At 39.5% G+C, this 16,905-nt stretch carries 19 protein-coding genes; 14 read left to right on the top strand and 5 right to left on the bottom strand.

Annotated elements, in window-relative coordinates:
- Positions 1-194: 194 nt before the first annotated feature.
- The 4 genes from abc-f to ACYSNQ_RS16070 all read left to right on the top strand — a co-directional run bounded on the left by abc-f (position 195) and on the right by ACYSNQ_RS16070 (position 3,424).
- Positions 195-1,745, top strand: coding sequence for a ribosomal protection-like ABC-F family protein (abc-f, locus tag ACYSNQ_RS16085; protein ID WP_426084607.1), 1,551 nt, complete (start codon positions 195-197; stop codon positions 1,743-1,745).
- A gap of 613 nt (positions 1,746-2,358) precedes the next feature.
- Positions 2,359-2,925 carry a TetR/AcrR family transcriptional regulator gene (locus ACYSNQ_RS16080; RefSeq protein WP_426084606.1) on the top strand — a complete coding sequence of 189 codons (567 nt, stop codon included), beginning with the start codon at positions 2,359-2,361 and terminating at the stop codon, positions 2,923-2,925.
- A complete protein-coding gene (locus ACYSNQ_RS16075; RefSeq protein WP_426084605.1) occupies positions 2,922-3,170 on the top strand; it encodes a zinc ribbon domain-containing protein in 249 nt (82 codons plus the stop codon). Before ACYSNQ_RS16080 ends, ACYSNQ_RS16075 begins: the two co-directional genes overlap by 4 nt.
- Entirely contained in the window at positions 3,170-3,424 is a 255-nt protein-coding gene (locus tag ACYSNQ_RS16070) for a TfoX/Sxy family DNA transformation protein (RefSeq protein ID WP_426084604.1), read from the top strand. Before ACYSNQ_RS16075 ends, ACYSNQ_RS16070 begins: the two co-directional genes overlap by 1 nt.
- Positions 3,425-3,594: 170 nt before the next feature.
- Here the strand turns inward: ACYSNQ_RS16070 and ACYSNQ_RS16065 are convergent, their stop codons facing one another.
- Together ACYSNQ_RS16065 and ACYSNQ_RS16060 are read right to left on the bottom strand one after the other, a co-directional pair.
- Positions 3,595-4,170: a GNAT family N-acetyltransferase gene (locus ACYSNQ_RS16065; protein ID WP_426084603.1), complete on the bottom strand. Its 576-nt coding sequence runs from the start codon at positions 4,168-4,170 to the stop codon at positions 3,595-3,597.
- Between the two features lie 271 nt (positions 4,171-4,441).
- Positions 4,442-5,284 carry a MerR family transcriptional regulator gene (locus ACYSNQ_RS16060; protein ID WP_426084602.1) on the bottom strand — a complete coding sequence of 281 codons (843 nt, stop codon included), beginning with the start codon at positions 5,282-5,284 and terminating at the stop codon, positions 4,442-4,444.
- 497 nt (positions 5,285-5,781) lie between these two features.
- Between ACYSNQ_RS16060 and ACYSNQ_RS16055 the strand changes: the two genes are divergently transcribed.
- The 5 genes from ACYSNQ_RS16055 (at position 5,782) to ACYSNQ_RS16035 (ending at position 12,056) form a co-directional block, all read left to right on the top strand.
- Complete coding sequence (locus ACYSNQ_RS16055; RefSeq protein ID WP_426084601.1) at positions 5,782-7,206, top strand: PTS mannitol transporter subunit IICB; 1,425 nt, start codon at positions 5,782-5,784, stop codon at positions 7,204-7,206.
- A 44-nt stretch (positions 7,207-7,250) separates the two neighbouring features.
- Positions 7,251-9,332 (top strand): BglG family transcription antiterminator, encoded by a 2,082-nt coding sequence (locus ACYSNQ_RS16050; RefSeq protein WP_426084600.1) that lies wholly within the window; start codon positions 7,251-7,253, stop codon positions 9,330-9,332.
- A gap of 25 nt (positions 9,333-9,357) precedes the next feature.
- Complete coding sequence (locus tag ACYSNQ_RS16045; protein WP_426084599.1) at positions 9,358-9,789, top strand: PTS sugar transporter subunit IIA; 432 nt, start codon at positions 9,358-9,360, stop codon at positions 9,787-9,789.
- The gene (locus ACYSNQ_RS16040; RefSeq protein ID WP_426084598.1) at positions 9,786-10,934 is read left to right on the top strand and encodes a mannitol-1-phosphate 5-dehydrogenase; all 1,149 of its coding nucleotides are present in this window, start codon (positions 9,786-9,788) and stop codon (positions 10,932-10,934) included. Before ACYSNQ_RS16045 ends, ACYSNQ_RS16040 begins: the two co-directional genes overlap by 4 nt.
- A gap of 225 nt (positions 10,935-11,159) precedes the next feature.
- On the top strand, positions 11,160-12,056 hold the full coding sequence (locus ACYSNQ_RS16035; RefSeq protein ID WP_426084597.1) for an alpha/beta hydrolase: 897 nt from the start codon (positions 11,160-11,162) through the stop codon (positions 12,054-12,056).
- 44 nt (positions 12,057-12,100) lie between these two features.
- On the opposite strand, the gene ACYSNQ_RS16030 is transcribed toward ACYSNQ_RS16035, so the two are convergent.
- Both ACYSNQ_RS16030 and ACYSNQ_RS16025 read right to left on the bottom strand, forming a co-directional pair.
- Positions 12,101-13,288 carry a toxic anion resistance protein gene (locus ACYSNQ_RS16030; RefSeq protein ID WP_426084596.1) on the bottom strand — a complete coding sequence of 396 codons (1,188 nt, stop codon included), beginning with the start codon at positions 13,286-13,288 and terminating at the stop codon, positions 12,101-12,103.
- Positions 13,289-13,316: 28 nt separating this feature from the next.
- Positions 13,317-13,967, bottom strand: coding sequence for a 5-bromo-4-chloroindolyl phosphate hydrolysis family protein (locus tag ACYSNQ_RS16025; RefSeq protein WP_426084595.1), 651 nt, complete (start codon positions 13,965-13,967; stop codon positions 13,317-13,319).
- Between the two features lie 263 nt (positions 13,968-14,230).
- Between ACYSNQ_RS16025 and ACYSNQ_RS16020 the strand changes: the two genes are divergently transcribed.
- The 5 genes from ACYSNQ_RS16020 to ACYSNQ_RS16000 are packed head-to-tail and all read left to right on the top strand — an operon-like array spanning position 14,231 to position 16,554.
- Positions 14,231-14,812 carry an NUDIX hydrolase gene (locus tag ACYSNQ_RS16020; RefSeq protein WP_426084594.1) on the top strand — a complete coding sequence of 194 codons (582 nt, stop codon included), beginning with the start codon at positions 14,231-14,233 and terminating at the stop codon, positions 14,810-14,812.
- Positions 14,812-15,096, top strand: coding sequence for a cell wall synthase accessory phosphoprotein MacP (macP, locus tag ACYSNQ_RS16015; RefSeq protein WP_426084593.1), 285 nt, complete (start codon positions 14,812-14,814; stop codon positions 15,094-15,096). The genes ACYSNQ_RS16020 and macP overlap by 1 nt, the downstream gene beginning before the upstream one ends.
- A 16-nt stretch (positions 15,097-15,112) precedes the next feature.
- Positions 15,113-15,805 carry a 5'-methylthioadenosine/adenosylhomocysteine nucleosidase gene (locus tag ACYSNQ_RS16010; RefSeq protein WP_426084592.1) on the top strand — a complete coding sequence of 231 codons (693 nt, stop codon included), beginning with the start codon at positions 15,113-15,115 and terminating at the stop codon, positions 15,803-15,805.
- 46 nt (positions 15,806-15,851) lie between these two features.
- Entirely contained in the window at positions 15,852-16,400 is a 549-nt protein-coding gene (locus ACYSNQ_RS16005; RefSeq protein WP_426084591.1) for a cysteine hydrolase family protein, read from the top strand.
- A complete protein-coding gene (locus ACYSNQ_RS16000) occupies positions 16,390-16,554 on the top strand; it encodes a hypothetical protein (RefSeq protein ID WP_426084590.1) in 165 nt (54 codons plus the stop codon). The genes ACYSNQ_RS16005 and ACYSNQ_RS16000 overlap by 11 nt, the downstream gene beginning before the upstream one ends.
- 25 nt (positions 16,555-16,579) lie before the next feature.
- Here ACYSNQ_RS16000 and ACYSNQ_RS15995 read toward each other — a convergent pair.
- A partial coding sequence (locus ACYSNQ_RS15995; RefSeq protein WP_426084589.1) for a transposase occupies positions 16,580-16,905 on the bottom strand: 326 nt, incomplete at its 5' end.

The following is a 16,905-nucleotide window of genomic DNA, read 5'->3' as shown; positions in this document are numbered from 1 at the left end:
GTATTACATCTACTATTCAATAATTTAATACAATTATTAAATTCTGTAGTGGATGAGTGTGCCTAAATAGTCATGACAAAATATCTTTCGTTATTCAAAGCCGGACCTAGGGTTTATTTTGGTTGGTTTTTGAGTGTTCGTTATATTTAGGTCAATAAGGCATCTTCTTCAGGATTGAAGGAGGTTTTTTTGTTATGTCAATAGAATTAAAAAATATAAAAATGTACTTTGGAGATAAGGATTTGTTTACAATCGACCATTTGGTAATTCCTGATGGAAGTAGAGTGGGAATTGTAGGAGACAACGGTTCAGGAAAAACAACACTCTTTTCTCTTATAAAAGGCGAAATTGAACCAAACCAAGGGCAAGTGTTCTGTAGTGACCAGACAGCGTCTATTGAACAGTTGATTGATACTGAAACAACAGATAGCGGCGGTGAACAGACAAAACGGCGAATACAAGAGGCGCTGAAATCACCTACCAATATTTTGCTTGCTGATGAGCCGACGAACCATTTAGATAAAAAAGGAATTGCCTTTTTAGAAAAGAAACTAAAGCGATATGCAGGAACACTGCTGGTTATCTCTCACAATCGTTCTTTTTTGAATAAGGTTGTTAATAAAATTTTAGCAATAGAAAATGGTAGAGTGAAGCTGTATGAAGGAAACTACGATACGTATTTCGCTCAGAAAAAAATTGAAGAGACAGAGCAACAGAGAGCATATGATAGCTATCAACAGGAAAGGCGGCGGTTAACTCAGTCAGTCGGTGTGGTGCAGGAAAAGAGCCGCCAGACTAGAAAAGCACCAAAGCGTATGGGAAATTCTGAGGCAAGACTTCATAAAATGGGAGATCAGAGAGCGAAAAAAAACTTAGATGATCGGGCAAAAATTATGGAAACTCGTTTAGCCAAGCTGGAAAAAGTAGATAAGCCAATTGAGAAAAAACAGCTGATTATTCCGTTTTCTCCTGCTCAGAAGCTGCATACAGCATATCCCTTGACCGCTGAGGGCTACAATTTGACAGCAGGAAATAAAGAACTTCTAAAAACAGCTGCTTTTCGTTTGGAAACAGGTTCTAAAACAGCTTTAATAGGAGTGAATGGTTCAGGAAAAACGACTCTGCTTAAAGAAATTCTCAATAGAGGACAAGGGATTACTTTTGCGAAAGGTGTTCGTATCGGTTATTTTAGTCAAACCTTTGAAACCTTGAACGAAGAAAAGACAATCTTTGAATCCGTAAGTGAGTCTTCTATGCATAGTGATCAGTCGGTTCGGGATTTACTGGCTCATATGCAATTCCTTGGAAATGCTGTGTTTAAAAAAATTGGTGTATTAAGCGGCGGTGAGCGAAGCAAAGTAGCAATCAGCAAGCTTTTGTTAAGCGATTATAATCTGCTGTTGCTGGATGAGCCAACCAACCATTTGGATATTTCTTCGATTGAGGTTTTAGAAGAAGCATTAAATGTATATCAAGGGACAATTCTCTTTGTTTCTCATGACGATACCTTTATCCGTAATGTAGCTACTGAAACCTGGCTGATTTCAGGGAAAGATATTCAGTCTGAGCAGGATCAAAACCGTTTGAGCGAATTAGAAGAGCAGGAGAAACAGCAAAAGCTGCTGCTGGAGAACCGTAAAACGGTGATAATTAGTAGACTGAGTTCGGCAGACGAGCTGGAAAAACGAAGGCTTGAAGAAGAATTTCAAGAGGTTTTAAAAAAATTAAAGAAAATGAACAGCTGATTTTAAAAGATTGATTTAGATCGATAAGTATAGAGGAGTATCCTCAATTGGATTTCCAAATAGGTATTCAAATCAACTAAATCTTGCGTTTTTATCAGATTAAGTAAGTAGTAGTTTTATCTGATAAAAATAATTTTTGAATAGCTGAGGTTATGACAAAAGTGTTCAGCTTCGAGAAATAAGAAGAATAATCCGAAAATAGTTTCTCATATTTTTGAGATTATTCGGCTTATTTCCGAGAAAGCTGCTTTTGGAATACCGTTTATTCGGTTTTAGGGATGTCAAAAGTCTGGGATTTTGTTTATGTCCCAGACTTTTTTTAGAATCCACCGCAATAGGTAAAATAGTAATCTTTAAGCAGGCTAAAAATATAATTGACAGAAAATCTAGAAAGTTATAAACTGACTATGTAGTCAGTTCGTGATAAGGGATAAAAGAGTGTAGAATTTTTATAGTTGTAAAATCGGTCATATCAAAGATTACCCAAGGAAACATTTGACTAGTATCTAGCTTCACGAGCCAGCTATTTTGGGAACACCGTTTATTCGGATTCTAGATAAGGCAGAGTTCAATCATTTAGTTATGTCCCACTGACTTTCTAATTGGAGGAAATATGAAAAGAGCAGAAAAAAAAGCAATGACTCGAAAGAAAATATTAGCTGCAGCTACTGTTTTATATGGTAAAAAGGGCTTTGTTGAGGTATCAATTGAAGAGATTAGCCGCCAGGCAGAAGTTGGCAAAGGAACGGTTTTTCTGCATTTTGTCAATCAGGACAGATTGATGGAAGAAGTGATTTCTCAACTACTAAAGGATTTTGATTATCAAATGCAGACCGGTATGATAGCCTCATTGGAGGACTATCTGTTTCTTCATCTATCTGTTTTAGAACAATATGAAGATTTATATGTTTATTTCATTACTCAACGGCTGCTGCTGAATCAAGAGGTTAGCTATTTGTATGTAAGTATTCAAGCTGCCTTTGCTCATCATTTTGAACGAGCAGTCAATGATACACTTAGCCTGCCGTTGGCGGTGCTTTTTACAAACTGGTTAGGGTTTATTCACTATTATCTGGAAAACCGTGATTTATTTGGTGGAAAAAATATCATAAAAAGAAATAAGGCCTATTGGATTGAACAATTTCTGACATTAGTTTACAAAGGAGGAATAAAAAAATGAAACATTGTATTGCCTGTGGCATGCCGATGCGAAATAAAGCAGACTTTGCCGCTTCCGATATGACAAAAGAGTATTGTGTCTATTGTGAAAAAGAAGATGGAACGATGAAAAATTTTTCTGAAATGGTAGCTGGGATGACTGATTTTATTGTTGCTACACAAGGTTTAGATCGAAAGGCTGCAGAGAAAGCCGCTGTCTATCAATTAGGACAGCTGCCGCATTGGCAGAGTAAGGAGGAACTGTGATGAAGCTGGAGGAAGCACAGGGAATTGGACCAGTAACTGTAGAAAAGCTCAGTCAGGTTGGCATTGATACATTGGAGGAACTGGAAGAGAAGGGGAGTATGGCGGCATTTCTCTTAGTACGGGAACAAGTAGATAAAGGCGCCTGTCTATCTTTTCTTTATGGGTTAGAAGGGGCGATTCAAAAAAAGAGAAGTAAAGAGCTCTCTAAAGAAACGAAGGAAGATTTACGTCTTTTTTATCATTCACTGGAGTAGCCAGCTTTTTGAGTCATTGAATGTAAATAAGTTGAGAGGCAGATTACTTCCGTCGCTGTTTGTCACTTATCTCAAATATTTGAAGCATAAACAAGCTTTGAAACATCGTTTATTCAACTTTCAGCATACTAAAAGTCTGGGAATATAGTTATATCTCAGGCTCCTTTTTTCTATAGGAAAGACTTAGTTAAAATAGCTGTTTCCTCCACACCGTAATCCCCATTTTCATAAAGAGCGGCGTACTCTTCCCGTAAAAAAGCAGACATTTTTTTCTCAGTTTTTTTAAAACCAGCCTTTCCATATGCTTTAAGTGCCCAAGTATTTTTAATTGAAGGGGCGATGATTATTTGTTTACTGCCGATTGTCTGATTCAGATAGTCACTAAGTACATTTAAGGCATCAACACCAAATCCTTTGCCGCAATTTACCTCACAATTCATCCAAATATCGAGTTCTGCAAGTGCTGGTTTTAAATGAAAAGTAGAGTAGCTAATATAGCCAATGGCTTCATCAGCATTTAGAATAAGAAAGCCCTGACCATCACTAGGTCTGGTTCCAGTAAAAAAATAGTCTTCATAATAAGCAGTGCAAAATTCTTCATAAGTCGGAATTTCTTTTTCTGGATAATCAGGTGGTCCGCTATGGAATTTCGTTGTTTCTGAATGAAAGCACCAGTCATATACTTTCGCCCTATCCGTCAGTGCAGCAGGGATTAAGCAAATTTTTTTACCCTGTAACATAGTCATTTCTCCTCCATAGTTAATCAGATAGTGCTTATTTGTAAATTTGAGTAGTCAGCATAATCTGCTATTTCATTATATCAAACAAAAAAGAAACTAAAATTAAAGTATAAACCAATTAATTTTTTGTTAGCAAGGGGAGTATAAAATTTTTATAGTTGTAAGCTAGGTGATATCAGGAAATAGTGAGAGAGCTGTCCAGGTAATGTCCAGCTTCTCCAGCAAGCTCTCTTCAACATTAAATCAAGTCGGCCGCCTCATGATAAGATAAAAGGCATTATGCGCTGGACTCACCATAATACGTCAAAATAGCTTTGGCGATAAACACAGTAATTCCAGTACCATATTGCGCTTCAGTTGCCTGATTTTGCTGAGAAGGATCTAGGTACCCCTTCGCCAGCTCTAAAAGTAAGCGTCTAGCATTTATCAGTTTGAAAAAATTTTTATAGTTTTCGGCCAGCTTTATGACAGCCTTTTCGGCCAAAGCTGAATTATTTGTATCCATCGCTAAAGAGAATTGAGCATAAATTTGGTTGATGGCTTCTTTTTGCTTTTGCAGCGACTGGGTACTCTCTGATCTTTGTAGGCTAGTCTCTAGAGCTTTTGATTTGCTGCCGTAAAGCTGAACAAAGCGGGAGCTTAATTGACCATCCTTTTTAAACTCCGCTAATAAAAAGCTGCGGTATTCTGTAAGACTGCCGAATTTACTGATAATTAATTTTTCATCAGTAACTTTTAGTGAATGAGTAATAAGTTTAGTAAAATCCTCCTCGTTAAATGCTTCGAAATCCATCGTCCTCACCCCTGCCATTACATCGGAAATTAGTTCAATAAGACCATTTAGCCGGTTTCTTTTAGCCTCCAATAGAATTTTTTGTGCAGCTAAGGCAGCGTCACTGTTAAAATCCGGATTGCTGAGGATTCTTTTAATCTCTGTTAATGGAATATCAAGTTCCTTAAAAAACATAATACGCTGCAGCTGTTGGACAGAACAATCATCATATAAGCGATAGCCGGCTTTCGAAAGCTTCACAGGCTTCAGCAGGTCAATTTCATCATAATAGCGCAGTGTACGAATACTTACCCCGGTTAATTCTGCTACTTCTTTGACAGTTTTCATTTATATTCCTCCTCACGAATCCAGCATAAGCCCTCACGCTGCGTCAGGGTCAATAACCTATCAGAAAAAATACTGAAATTCTCTTTTTATTGTGATTATATCATGAGGAATGCAAGCCTATAGCAAGCACTATATTTCTCGAGCTGCTCCAAGTATGAGTGTTTGTCAAAACCTCATGGACTTATTACTTGAGAGCTGAATGAACTCGTTCAGCTTTTCTAAACTGCATAACTTTTCTAGGATTATCCTCATATTTATTATAGAAGATGGACTGTTAAAACTACATAAAGAATAGTTTGGTAGTAGTCACAGGTCCATTACAGGTTTTGTCCATTATCGGGTGACAAAACTGTCTTTTCATTTCCTTGTGAATAGGATAGACAGCGTTTACAATGAAGTTGACAGCAAGAGCTGGTCACGAAAAAATTCGGCTGCGCAGCCAAAAAGAAATGCTTTTAAAAACTAAGGACTTTTCAAAATATGAGGAGGAAAAAGTCATGGAACAAACACAGGGGAATATGAAAGTGAAGATCCAGCAGTTCGGCAGCTTCTTAAGTGGAATGATTATGCCGAATATTGGAGCATTTATTGCGTGGGGAATTTTAACAGCTTTATTTATTCCGACCGGCTGGATGCCAAATGAACAGCTGAACGAGATTACTGGACCAACAATCAATTATTTATTACCAATTCTGATTGGATTTACCGGCGGACGGCTGGTTTATGATATTCGCGGTGGTGTCGTCGGCGCAATGGTAACGATGGGTGTAATTACAGGGGCGAACATTCCAATGTTCTTAGGAGCAATGATTGTTGGTCCGGCGGGTGCCTTTTGTATTAAAAAGTTTGATGAGCTGGTTGATGGAAAAATCAAACCGGGATTCGAAATGCTGGTCAACAACTTTTCTGCAGGTATTTTATCTTCTGTTTTAGCTATTCTAGCATTTTTAGTTGTTGGACCTGCTGTAGAAGGCTTGAACACTGCTTTGGCTTCCGGCGTTAGCTTTTTGATTGAGCATTCACTACTGCCTGTAGCAAGCGTATTTATTGAACCGGCTAAGGTTTTGTTTTTAAATAATGCCATCAATCACGGAGTAATCAGCCCAATCGCTATTGAACAGGCTGCGGAGACAGGTAAATCACTGTTGTTCCTGCTGGAAGCAAATCCTGGACCAGGGCTAGGAATTTTATTGGCTTATACATTGTTTGGTAAAGGCTCTGCAAGACAGACAGCACCAGGTGCGATTATCATTCATTTCCTTGGAGGGATTCATGAGATTTATTTCCCTTATATCTTAATGAAGCCTGCACTAATTTTATCAGCAATTGCCGGCGGTATGACAGGTGTTTTAACCTTATCAATTTTCAATTCAGGACTAGTAGCTCCTGCTTCACCGGGAAGTATCTTTGCTATTTTGGCAATGACGCCTCGTGATGGCTACTTAGGAGTAATTCTAGCGATTGCAGCAGCAACTGCTGTATCATTCGGAATTTCCAGTTTAATTTTAAAAACGTCAAAAGAGTCTGCTGAAGACTTAGAAACAGCAACGGAAAAAGTAAGTGCTCTGAAAGGAAAACAAATAGTTACTCAGAACATTACTGCGAAAGAAGAAGCTGCGGACCACGGGGCTGCTTTGACTAATGTACAAAAAATTATTTTTGCTTGCGACGCAGGCATGGGATCGAGCGCAATGGGGGCTTCAGTATTAAGAAATAAGGTGAAGAAAGCCGGGCTTTCCATTGAGGTAGTGAATTCTGCGATTGCTCAGCTGCCGACGGATGCCGATATTGTTGTTACACATAAGGATTTGACATCGAGAGCAATGGAGAAATTGCCTAACGCTTATCATGTTTCAGTTGAAAATTTCTTAAATGGTGATCAATACGACCAGCTGGTAGAAAAGCTTATCGGACAAGGGTAGCAGCCTGATTCAGTTAGTCTCAAGAAAAAAAGGAGGAAGCAGCTATGTATCTTTCAGCAAGAGCTCGACTTATTTTGGAGCAATTTCTTAATCATGCGCTCCCAGTGTCTCTTAAGCAGCTGGCTCGAGAACTGAACGTCAGCGAGCGCACTGTTCGCCGTGATATGAAAGAGGTGGAGGATACACTGCACTCCTATGACTTACAGTTAAATAAAGAAAATGGCCTGATGAGAATAGATGGCACAGAAAAGGCAATTCAAAATTTTCGTTGGTATCTGATGGATCTTTCCTATAACGAATACAGTCCGGAGGAGCGTCAGCTAAGAATTTTAAAAGCACTTGTGCAGGAAGAAGATGTTGTTAAGCTGGTAGGTTTAGCGAATGATTTAAACGTAACAGTTTCGACAGTAAGCGGCGATTTGACTAAAATTGAAGAGCAGCTTCCAGCTGGAGTGGTTATCGAACGAAAACGAGGCTCTGGAGTATCCTTGAAGGCTGGAGAAATTGAGCGGCGCCATCTAATGAGTGGAATCGTTGGTGATCAGTTTCCTAATTACCAGCTGCTTAAATATTTTCAGGAAAAGGAAAAAAGTGAGACAACATCGGTTTGGATCGAAGAACGTCTGCTCAATCTGTTGGATGAACAGGTTTTAAAGAAAGTAGAAGCACGAATCCGCAGCTGGCGGGAAAACGAACTGCCGGAAATCAGTGATGAAGCTTATATGAATTTAATCGTTCATCTGGCGATTGCAGCAGAACGTATTATTAATGGCAGCTTTGTCAAGGATAGCCAAGCTGCGGAGCTAACCGGCACAGCGGAATATGAGACAGCAGCCCGGCTGCTGGGAGAGATTTTAGAAATCGACAAAGAAGTTGTACCAGAAGGGGAAGCCGTTTATGCGGCAATGTATTTGCGGGGACTGAAGAGCAGCAAAGCAGATCAAAAGCTTATTGAAAATGAAGATATTCAAGTAATGTTATTTGCCAAAGAGCTGATTGCCGGAGTTGAGGCAGAGCTGGATAAACAGCTGCCCCAGGAGCAGCTGTTTAAAGGACTGATTTCTCATTTAAAACCAACTATAAGAAGATTACAGCAGCATATGCGAATATATAATCCCTTAATACATTCAATCAAGCAGGACTACCCTGAGCTTTTTCAAATTATTCGCCGAGTGTTTGATCAGCTGTATCAGGGAGAAATAGCTCCAGATGAAGAAATCGGCTATCTAGTTTTACATTTTGGCGCAGTTCTGCTGCAGATGGAAAGTGAGAACCTGTTTTCAGGACTAGTTGTTTGCGCCAGCGGGATTGGGACTTCAAGAATGCTGGTAACACGCTTAAAGCAAAAGATTCCTCAATTGAAAGAGCTTCAGACGGTTTCACTATTTGAACTGACAAGAAAACGGCGTGAAAAAGAGGTAGATATCATTATCTCCACAATTGACTTGGGAAAGGTAGATTTTGATTATTTCCTTGTTTCACCGATTTTGTCAGAACAGGAAATCACACAAATTGATTTATATCTGAAAAGTATTCGTCATGAACCAGAGAAGCGAGCTGCTAAAGATATGACAGCCTCTCAAATCACTATAGCGGAAGCTGTTGACCTGCTTGAAGAACGGCAGCTTTACCACGAGGTTGTCCTTTCAATGTTAAAGAATTTCAACTATGGTTCTTTGGAGGGACAATTGGGAAACACGGAAGATATACTACGGGCAGTATGCACACAGCTTCTGGAAAAAGATCCAACAATAAATGTCGAACTGTTGATTGGACTGCTGATGAAGGAAAATTGGAGCGGATTTGGGATTCCTAACACTAGGATTGCAATGTTTCATGGACGTGATGAAATGATTCGACAGCCCTTTTTTCAAGTCTTTCAGCTTTCTGAGTCGCTAACAGTAAAAGGAATGGATCAGTCTGACATGCAGGTGAATAAGCTGATTCTGCTTTTAGCTCCGGAAAAGTATTCTCAGCAAGGACTAAAAGTTATGAGCTACATTAGCACGTTATTTGTGGATGATCCTCAGCTTGTTGAGGTTTTGGAAGGGAAAGAAGAGAAAGAGATATCCAACTATTTTGTTCAGAAGTTAATGGACTTTTTAACACTAAGGACAGAAGAATAAATAGTCATTTGGAGGTAAGAAATAGATGAAATTAAGAGAGCAAGACGTACAGTTAAATCAAACATTTGAAAATAAAATAGAAGCAATCACTGCAGCCGGCAAATTATTAGAAGAAAGAGGTTACGTAACAGAGGCCTACATACCAAAAATGATTGAGAGAGACGAGATGACCTCAACATTTATTGGAAATATGGTTGCTATCCCCCATGGAACAGAGGATAGCAAAAATGATATTTTGCAATCAGGAATTGTTGTGATGCAGGTGCCTGAAGGCGTAGAATTTGATAGCCATCCAGTTAAGCTAATCATAGGTATAGCAGGAGCGGAGAATGAACATTTGGAGCTGCTATCAGAAATTGCAATGGTTTGCTCTGAAATGGAGAATGTCGAAAAACTAATTAATGCCCAAAGTGAAGAAACGATTATTTCGCTTTTTGAAGGTGGTGTAGCAGTATGAAAAAGGCTGTCCACTTTGGTGCAGGAAATATTGGACGCGGCTTCATCGGCTGGCTGCTGTCGAATGCCGGCTATAACGTTATCTTTGCAGATGTGAACCAGCAGATTGTAGACGCAATTAATGATAAAAGAGAATATCGGGTGATTCTGGCAAACGAACAGCAGGAGAGCTTTCTAATTGAACACGTTTCGGCTCTAAGCAGTATTTCTGATGAAACACAGCTGATTCGTGAGATTGCTGCAGCAGAAATTTTAACGACGGCAGTTGGTCCGACAATTTTACCACGATTGGCTGATACGATTGCTAAGGGGATTCGCTTAAGGAGTGTGGCAGAAAAGCCGCTTACTGTGATTGCATGTGAAAATATGATTGGCGGTTCAGCTCTACTAAAGGCTGAGGTATATAAGAAGCTGTCAAAAGAAGAGCAGCGGTACGCAGATGAATTTGTGGCATTTCCTAACTCAGCAGTAGACCGCATTGTACCAGATCAGCAGCATGATGATTTATTAACTGTGACAGTTGAACCTTTTTATGAATGGGTGGTGGAGGAGCTTCCCAACACGGCATCTGCACCTAAAATAGCTGGGATGACATATGTTCCAGATTTAACGCCTTATATTGAAAGAAAGCTGTTCACCGTGAACACGGGGCATGCAGTAACTGCTTATTTTGGCTATATTAAAAACATTGATTCTATTGAGGACGCCATCCATAATGAAAAAGTACTATTTATTGTTCGAAGTGCATTAGAGGAAACCGGAGCCTTACTGGAAAAGAAATTCCAGTTTTCTCACAAAGATCATCAAGAGTATATTGATAAAATAATTGACCGTTTTAAAAACCCATATGTATCTGATTATGTTACACGGGTTGGACGTTCGCCAATCAGAAAAATTGGCGAAAATGACCGCTTTATTCAGCCGGCCCGCCAATTTGTAGAAGCCTTTAATGAAACGCCAAAAGCATTAGCGATAGCAATTGCTGCTGCTTTGAAGTTTGAGAATCCTTCAGATGAGGAAGCCTGCGCATTACAGCAGGCTATCGAAGAAAGCGGACTTGATGCTACAATCGAACAATACACGGGGTTGAAGCCCTATACTAAGCTGTTTGAGAAGGTTAGAGACTCTTATCATGAATTAGTGTAGTTGAATAAAATAAAGAAGATGTTAAGAAAAAGATGAGCCGGGTAAAAATTGGAAAAGCAATTTTTACTTGGCTCTTTTTATTTGGAGAATCTGATTTGTACTGACCCCATAAATGGGAAGGTTTTCTGTTAGTTAGCCGTATGCTTTCAAAAAATGGATAGGCGGATTCAAATATGGTGGAAAGCTATTCTTGTGGTAAAATAAGAACAAAAAAGGAGGAAACTCATGCCTAGTACAGCTGCTATAGAAGCAAGTAAAAAGATGATGGAAAGCAAAGATCTAGACGAGATTTTGTACACCCCTCTGGAGGAACAGCGGAAACAATGGGAGGATTCCTGTAAGAATGTGGAGCTGCCGGAAGGTATGAGAGCAGTTCCGGAAATAATTGTCGGATTAGAGACGGAGTGGCTGATTCCAAAAGATACACAGGAAAATCAAGTCATTGTATATTTTCACGGGGGAGGCCTAAACCAGGGCTCTATTATTACCCATCGTAAGCTGGGGACGTATGTTGCCGTACATACCAATCGAAAGGTATTGCTTTTTAACTATCCGCTAGCGCCTGAGCATCCTTATCCGGCAGCAGTGGAGGCGTCAGGGAAGCTCTATCAGGGATTATTGGAAAAAGGCTATTTACCGCAAAACATCATTTTTGGCAGCGATTCTTCGGGGAGTACTTTGTCATTAGCAACGATGCTGCGCCTAAAAACCCAAAAGGCAGAATTGCCAAAAGCCTCCTTTCATTTTTCACCGATGATTGACTATAGCTTATCTGGCAAATCTATCGATGAGAATAAAGAAAAAGATCCTCAGCTTTTTAAAGAGGATTTGGAGTTGACTGCGGATTATTACTGCAGCTCAGAGCTGCGTAAAGCATCAGATGTGTCGCCGTTATTTGGTACCTTTGAAGGTTTCCCGCCAATATTGATCCACGTGGGAAGTGATGAGCTGTTATGGAGTGATGGTGAACGTCTTGCTGAAAAAATGAAAGCAGCCGGCGTTCAGACAGAATATAAGAAGTGGGAAGGACTTTGGCATGTTTTTCAGTCAAAAGCTGCCACTGTTCCAGAAGCAAAGTCATCATTAGTGGAAATGGCTGATTTTCTTAATCATATAATCTAAAAAAAGACCTGTTCCTTTTAAAAAAGAGGTACAGGTCTTTTTGCTTATTGTGTTAGTTCTAAAAGCTTGTTCTTCAAGTCTTCTTCCATATTGCCTAATTCGATTTCAGCAGCACGGCGTTTTTCTTTTCCTTCCTGCTGAATACGAAGTGTTTCCTGAATTGTTTCAACCAGATCATTTTGAGTTTTCTGTAGTGTTTCGATATCCACAATCCCCCGTTCGTTTTCTTTGGCAGTTTCAATAGCAGAAATCTTCAGCATCTCAGAGTTTTTCTTCAATAGGTCATTGGTTGTTTCAGAGACCTGACGCTGAGCAGTTACTGCATCCTTTTGACGAAGCAAGGTCAGTGCAATAACTACTTGGTTTTTCCATAATGGAATCGCAGTATTAATGGATGCTTGAATTTTTTCAGCGAGTGCTTGATTTGTATTTTGAATCAAGCGGATTTGAGGTGCCTGCTGAATTGTGATCTGCCGAGCTAAGCGCAAATCATGGGTTCTCTTGTCCAGACGGTCAAGAAACTGTGTATAGTCATTAGCAATTTGCACGTCCATCTGATCGCCGGTTTCTTCCGCTTTTTTCATCGCTTCCGGAATTGTTTTTAAGTTTAGTTCCTCAATTTTCAATTCTCCGGCAGCAATGTAGATATTTAAGGCATCAAAATAGTCTTTGTTCTTGTTGTAAAGCTGTTCCAGCATTAGATTATCTTTCAAAAGACCTTCCTTTTCACGGTCTAGCTTGACAGCAATCTTATCAATCTGTGCACCAATTTTTTGATATTTTGCAGTGATTTCAAAAATTGACTGTTTTACCTTGCCAAACATTTTTTGAAAAATATTTCCTTCTCCAGCACGAAGCTCATCAGGGTTTGCTTCATTCAGACGGTACATTAAATCCGTCAGAGAATCGCCAATCGGACCGATGTCTTGAGCCTGTACATGATTCAGCATAGACTGAGAGAATTCGCTAAGCTTGTTTTGAGCATTAGAGCCGTAAGTGATTACAGCCTGTGAATCCTGAATATCAATTTTTGAAGCCAGTTCTTGAGCCTGACGCTTCCGATCTTCCGGCAGCTTATCAACCAAACGGACTGCCGCCTGCTGGTCACGCAGTGCCGATATCTCATTTTGCTGCGTAGTTGTTAATGTATCGATTGGTGTAGAGAACGGATTATTTAATAAATCATCTAATGCGTTGTCTACGGATACGGTTTCTTTTTGTTTATTATCCATCCATATAACCTCCTGTGTAAGTAGCTATTTATTCGCTACCATTATTATCTCTTTTCAAACTGTTTTTAGCAATCGAAATCTCAACATCTAAATCTTCCAAATCTTCAGCTACAAACTGTTCATAATCCTTTTTAATCAGCTTGGACACTTGGTCGATAATCTGAGCACTCTCCTCTAGTTTTTCATACGCCTGTTTACTCTTGATTTCGTGACTGTCAATTTCCAAATACTTGTCAGTCAGGTCTACTAGATTCGGCAAATGAGTATAGAGAAAATGATTGGCAGAATGAAGCTTAGTTGGATTTTTTACCAATTCCTTGAACATAGCTTTTGCTACCCGCAAGGTATCATTCCGCAAATCGATTGCTTTTAGTTTTGTTGAACGGTTGATGTTTTCCTGAAGCTTTTCAACTTGACGTTTGGTTGTGTTCATGGTGTCGCGGAAAAACATGATTTCGTTGTCGCTCATTCCTAGCTGTTCATAGTGCTCTTCTTTTGCTTTTGTCAGATTCGGCAGTGCCGGCGCAGCTTTATCTTTTTTACGTCCGACAAAAAGAGTTATGAGGATAGCTGCTACTAAAAGAAACGCAATCAATTCGATATTGATATAGGTGAAGTTGACAAGAACAGCAGCTAAAACTATATAAGCGATTATTTGTAAAATTTTTCTTCCAATCATATGAATACCCTCCATTTTCTAATCAAAAGATTTCTCTCTTGCTACATAAGTCATTTTAACACAATCCCTATTAGAAAAAATATCCGTCCTAAGGTTGATTTTGATATTTACAAAAAACATAAGAAACAGCGAAAAAAGTTTATTATTATGGAAAATATGGTATTTTTTAAGAAAGTTGTAAATCTGGGCGGTATCATCTAAAATAATGAAGAGCTCGTCCACAGCAGCAGAATATGCTGAACTACTGAAAGCAGGGTGAAAACATGTTGAATTATGAGGATTTTGAAGAAAAAACAATAACGAGACAGGAGATATTTAAAGGTCATATTATAGAAGTTGTTGTTGATGATGTCCGTTTACCAGATGGATCAACAGGAAAAAGAGAACTGGTTTTTCATCCGGGCGGTGTAGCAGTCATTCCAATTACAGCTGATAATAAAATGGTTATGGTTAAACAATTCCGCAAGCCTCTGGAAAAAGTTATTTTAGAAATTCCAGCCGGAAAGATTGACCCGGGTGAACAAAATCATCCTATAGAAACAGCCAAACGGGAGCTTGAAGAAGAAACGGCTTATCGAGCAGAAAAACTGATTCCAATAACAGGAATGTATGTATCTCCGGGCTTCGCTGACGAGATTCTTCATATTTTCTATGCAGAAAATCTTGAAAAGGTGGAAAATCCGCTGCCTCAGGATGAGGATGAAGTGATTGAATTGTACGAGCTGACTTTAGAAGAAGCAAAACAAGAGGTTGCCAATGGCTTGATTTGTGATGCCAAGACATTGTTTGCTGTTCAATATTGGGAATTAATGGAATTAAAGAAAAATGCTAAGGAGGCACACTGATGGGAAAAGGTCCGTTAATTACTCGGACAGAGCTGCGTAAGCGCAAGGCAGCTGCTGAAGCTGAGCTGGAGCAGCGCCAGGAGCGTGCTGAACAAGAGTATCAGGAAAAGGAAAAAGAAATTTCTGATTTTTATAGAAAAGAACGGAAAAAAAGTCAGGAGATCGTTAAGACGCGTTCAGGAGAACAAAACAAAATTAGACAGCGAAGTACAACACTGACGAAGGCAATTATTATTGTTGCTGTACTTTTAGTGATTGTTATGCTGATTGTATTGAATTTGTAGAAATGAGGAATAATAAATGAAAATCGGTATTATTGGTGCGATGGATCAGGAAATTGAAGAACTGAAAAAAGTATTAGTAGAAAAGAAATCATGGGAACGGGCGGGTGCGGTTTTTGTTTCAGGTTCACTTGGCAATCACGAGGTAATCGTTGTGCGTTCAGGTATCGGCAAGGTCTTGTCTACTGTAACTACGGTGCTGCTTATTCAGGAGTATGGTGTTAACATGGTTATCAATACAGGCTCTGCCGGGGGAATTGGCGCAGGCTTGGCTGTAGGGGATATTGTTATTGCAGATAAACTGGCATATTTTGATGTTGATGTTACAGGCTTTGGCTATGAAAAAGGACAGCTGCCGGGAATGCCGTTATATTATGAGTGCAGCACGTATTTAAAAGCCGAAATGAAAAAAGCAGTTGAAAAGATTGGCTTACCTGTACAGCATGGACTAATCGTAACTGGGGATTCCTTTGTAAATGGAAGGGAAAAAACCGCTGGGATACTTAAGGATTTTCCAGAAGCCTTGGCTTGTGAAATGGAAGGGGCAGCTATTGCTCAAGCGGCAGCTCAGTTCAATATTCCCTTTTTAGTCGTTCGTGCAATTAGCGATACGGCTGACCATGAAGCTACACAGTCCTTCGATGAGTTTATTATAGAAGCTGGAAAGAAATCTGCTGAGATGGTTATCCAGTTTGTTAGACATTTGGTATAAAAACAGGTAATGGCTGGGACACTAATGAAACAAAGGAGTGAAGAGAATGAAAGCATTAATTTCTATCGATTACACTAATGATTTTGTTGCTGCTGATGGTGCTTTGACAACAGGAGAACCAGGACAGGCGATTGAGGAAGCTTTAGTAGAGATTACCAGAACCTTTACAGAGAACGGCGACTTCGTCATATATGGTATAGACAGACATGACAAGGATGACGCTTATCATCCGGAAAGTAAGCTGTTTCCCCCACATAATCTTGCAGGGACAAAGGGCCGGGAGTTATTTGGCGGCTTAAAACCACTATACGAAGAAACAAAAAATCAGGAGAACGTTTATTGGATTGATAAACGGCACTATTCCGCTTTTAGTGGTACAGATTTGGATATTCGGCTGCGGGAACGCCAAATCACGGAAATACATTTGACAGGAGTCTGTACGGATATTTGTGTTTTGCATACAGCTGTAGATGCTTATAATCTAGGCTATCAACTGGTGATTCATAAATCTGCTGTAGCAAGCTTTGATCAGGCTGGGCACGAATGGGCATTGCGGCATTTTGCTAATACATTAGGCGCGGAAATTGTCGACTAAAGATAAAGAAGTCTTAGGTACTGAAGGTCAGAAGAGGGAGTGGGACATAAATGAAGCATCCGCTCTTGCTGCTCCTGAAAGACAAAAAGACGGTGCTCAAAAAGCTGCATTTTCTAAAGAAGAATGTGAGCCTGCGGTTGCTCGTCGCAATTAAGTGCCAGTATAGATTGTCTCACCGTTTATTCGGATTTCCACATACTAAAAGAGACTGGGACATAATCCACTCTCAAAAAGAAAACAAGCTCGATTTTGATGATGAATGTCAAAATCGGACTTGTTTTTTCTTCTTCCCTTCTCTTTCTCTCCATATATTTCCCTAATTTTCTTAGATTTAGTGCCATGAGAGCCAAACCAACATCAATCTTCGCTCCTTGTTTCCCACGTAAATGGAAACGATGGAACGCCAAATGAGCCTTTAGATGCCCAAACACTGGTTCTACATCGATTTTCCGTTGTCGATAAATCGAACCTGTTTTTTCATCTGAAAGCTTCTTCTTGCATTCTG

Source organism: Enterococcus sp. LJL51, from assembly GCF_054871795.1.
This window is presented reverse-complemented; position numbering and strand designations above follow the sequence as displayed.

Coding starts and splice junctions, on each gene's coding strand:
- ACYSNQ_RS16025 (WP_426084595.1), bottom strand. CDS start 13,967: ATGATTGGAAGAAAAATTTTACAAATAATCGCTTATATAGTTTTAGCT.
- ACYSNQ_RS16075 (WP_426084605.1), top strand. CDS start 2,922: ATGAAACATTGTATTGCCTGTGGCATGCCGATGCGAAATAAAGCAGAC.
- ACYSNQ_RS16055 (WP_426084601.1), top strand. CDS start 5,782: ATGGAACAAACACAGGGGAATATGAAAGTGAAGATCCAGCAGTTCGGC.
- ACYSNQ_RS16065 (WP_426084603.1), bottom strand. CDS start 4,170: ATGACTATGTTACAGGGTAAAAAAATTTGCTTAATCCCTGCTGCACTG.
- ACYSNQ_RS16050 (WP_426084600.1), top strand. CDS start 7,251: ATGTATCTTTCAGCAAGAGCTCGACTTATTTTGGAGCAATTTCTTAAT.
- ACYSNQ_RS16070 (WP_426084604.1), top strand. CDS start 3,170: ATGAAGCTGGAGGAAGCACAGGGAATTGGACCAGTAACTGTAGAAAAG.
- ACYSNQ_RS16080 (WP_426084606.1), top strand. CDS start 2,359: ATGAAAAGAGCAGAAAAAAAAGCAATGACTCGAAAGAAAATATTAGCT.
- ACYSNQ_RS16010 (WP_426084592.1), top strand. CDS start 15,113: ATGAAAATCGGTATTATTGGTGCGATGGATCAGGAAATTGAAGAACTG.
- ACYSNQ_RS16045 (WP_426084599.1), top strand. CDS start 9,358: ATGAAATTAAGAGAGCAAGACGTACAGTTAAATCAAACATTTGAAAAT.
- ACYSNQ_RS16030 (WP_426084596.1), bottom strand. CDS start 13,288: ATGGATAATAAACAAAAAGAAACCGTATCCGTAGACAACGCATTAGAT.
- abc-f (WP_426084607.1), top strand. CDS start 195: ATGTCAATAGAATTAAAAAATATAAAAATGTACTTTGGAGATAAGGAT.
- ACYSNQ_RS16035 (WP_426084597.1), top strand. CDS start 11,160: ATGCCTAGTACAGCTGCTATAGAAGCAAGTAAAAAGATGATGGAAAGC.
- ACYSNQ_RS16020 (WP_426084594.1), top strand. CDS start 14,231: ATGTTGAATTATGAGGATTTTGAAGAAAAAACAATAACGAGACAGGAG.
- ACYSNQ_RS16040 (WP_426084598.1), top strand. CDS start 9,786: ATGAAAAAGGCTGTCCACTTTGGTGCAGGAAATATTGGACGCGGCTTC.
- ACYSNQ_RS16005 (WP_426084591.1), top strand. CDS start 15,852: ATGAAAGCATTAATTTCTATCGATTACACTAATGATTTTGTTGCTGCT.
- macP (WP_426084593.1), top strand. CDS start 14,812: ATGGGAAAAGGTCCGTTAATTACTCGGACAGAGCTGCGTAAGCGCAAG.
- ACYSNQ_RS16060 (WP_426084602.1), bottom strand. CDS start 5,284: ATGAAAACTGTCAAAGAAGTAGCAGAATTAACCGGGGTAAGTATTCGT.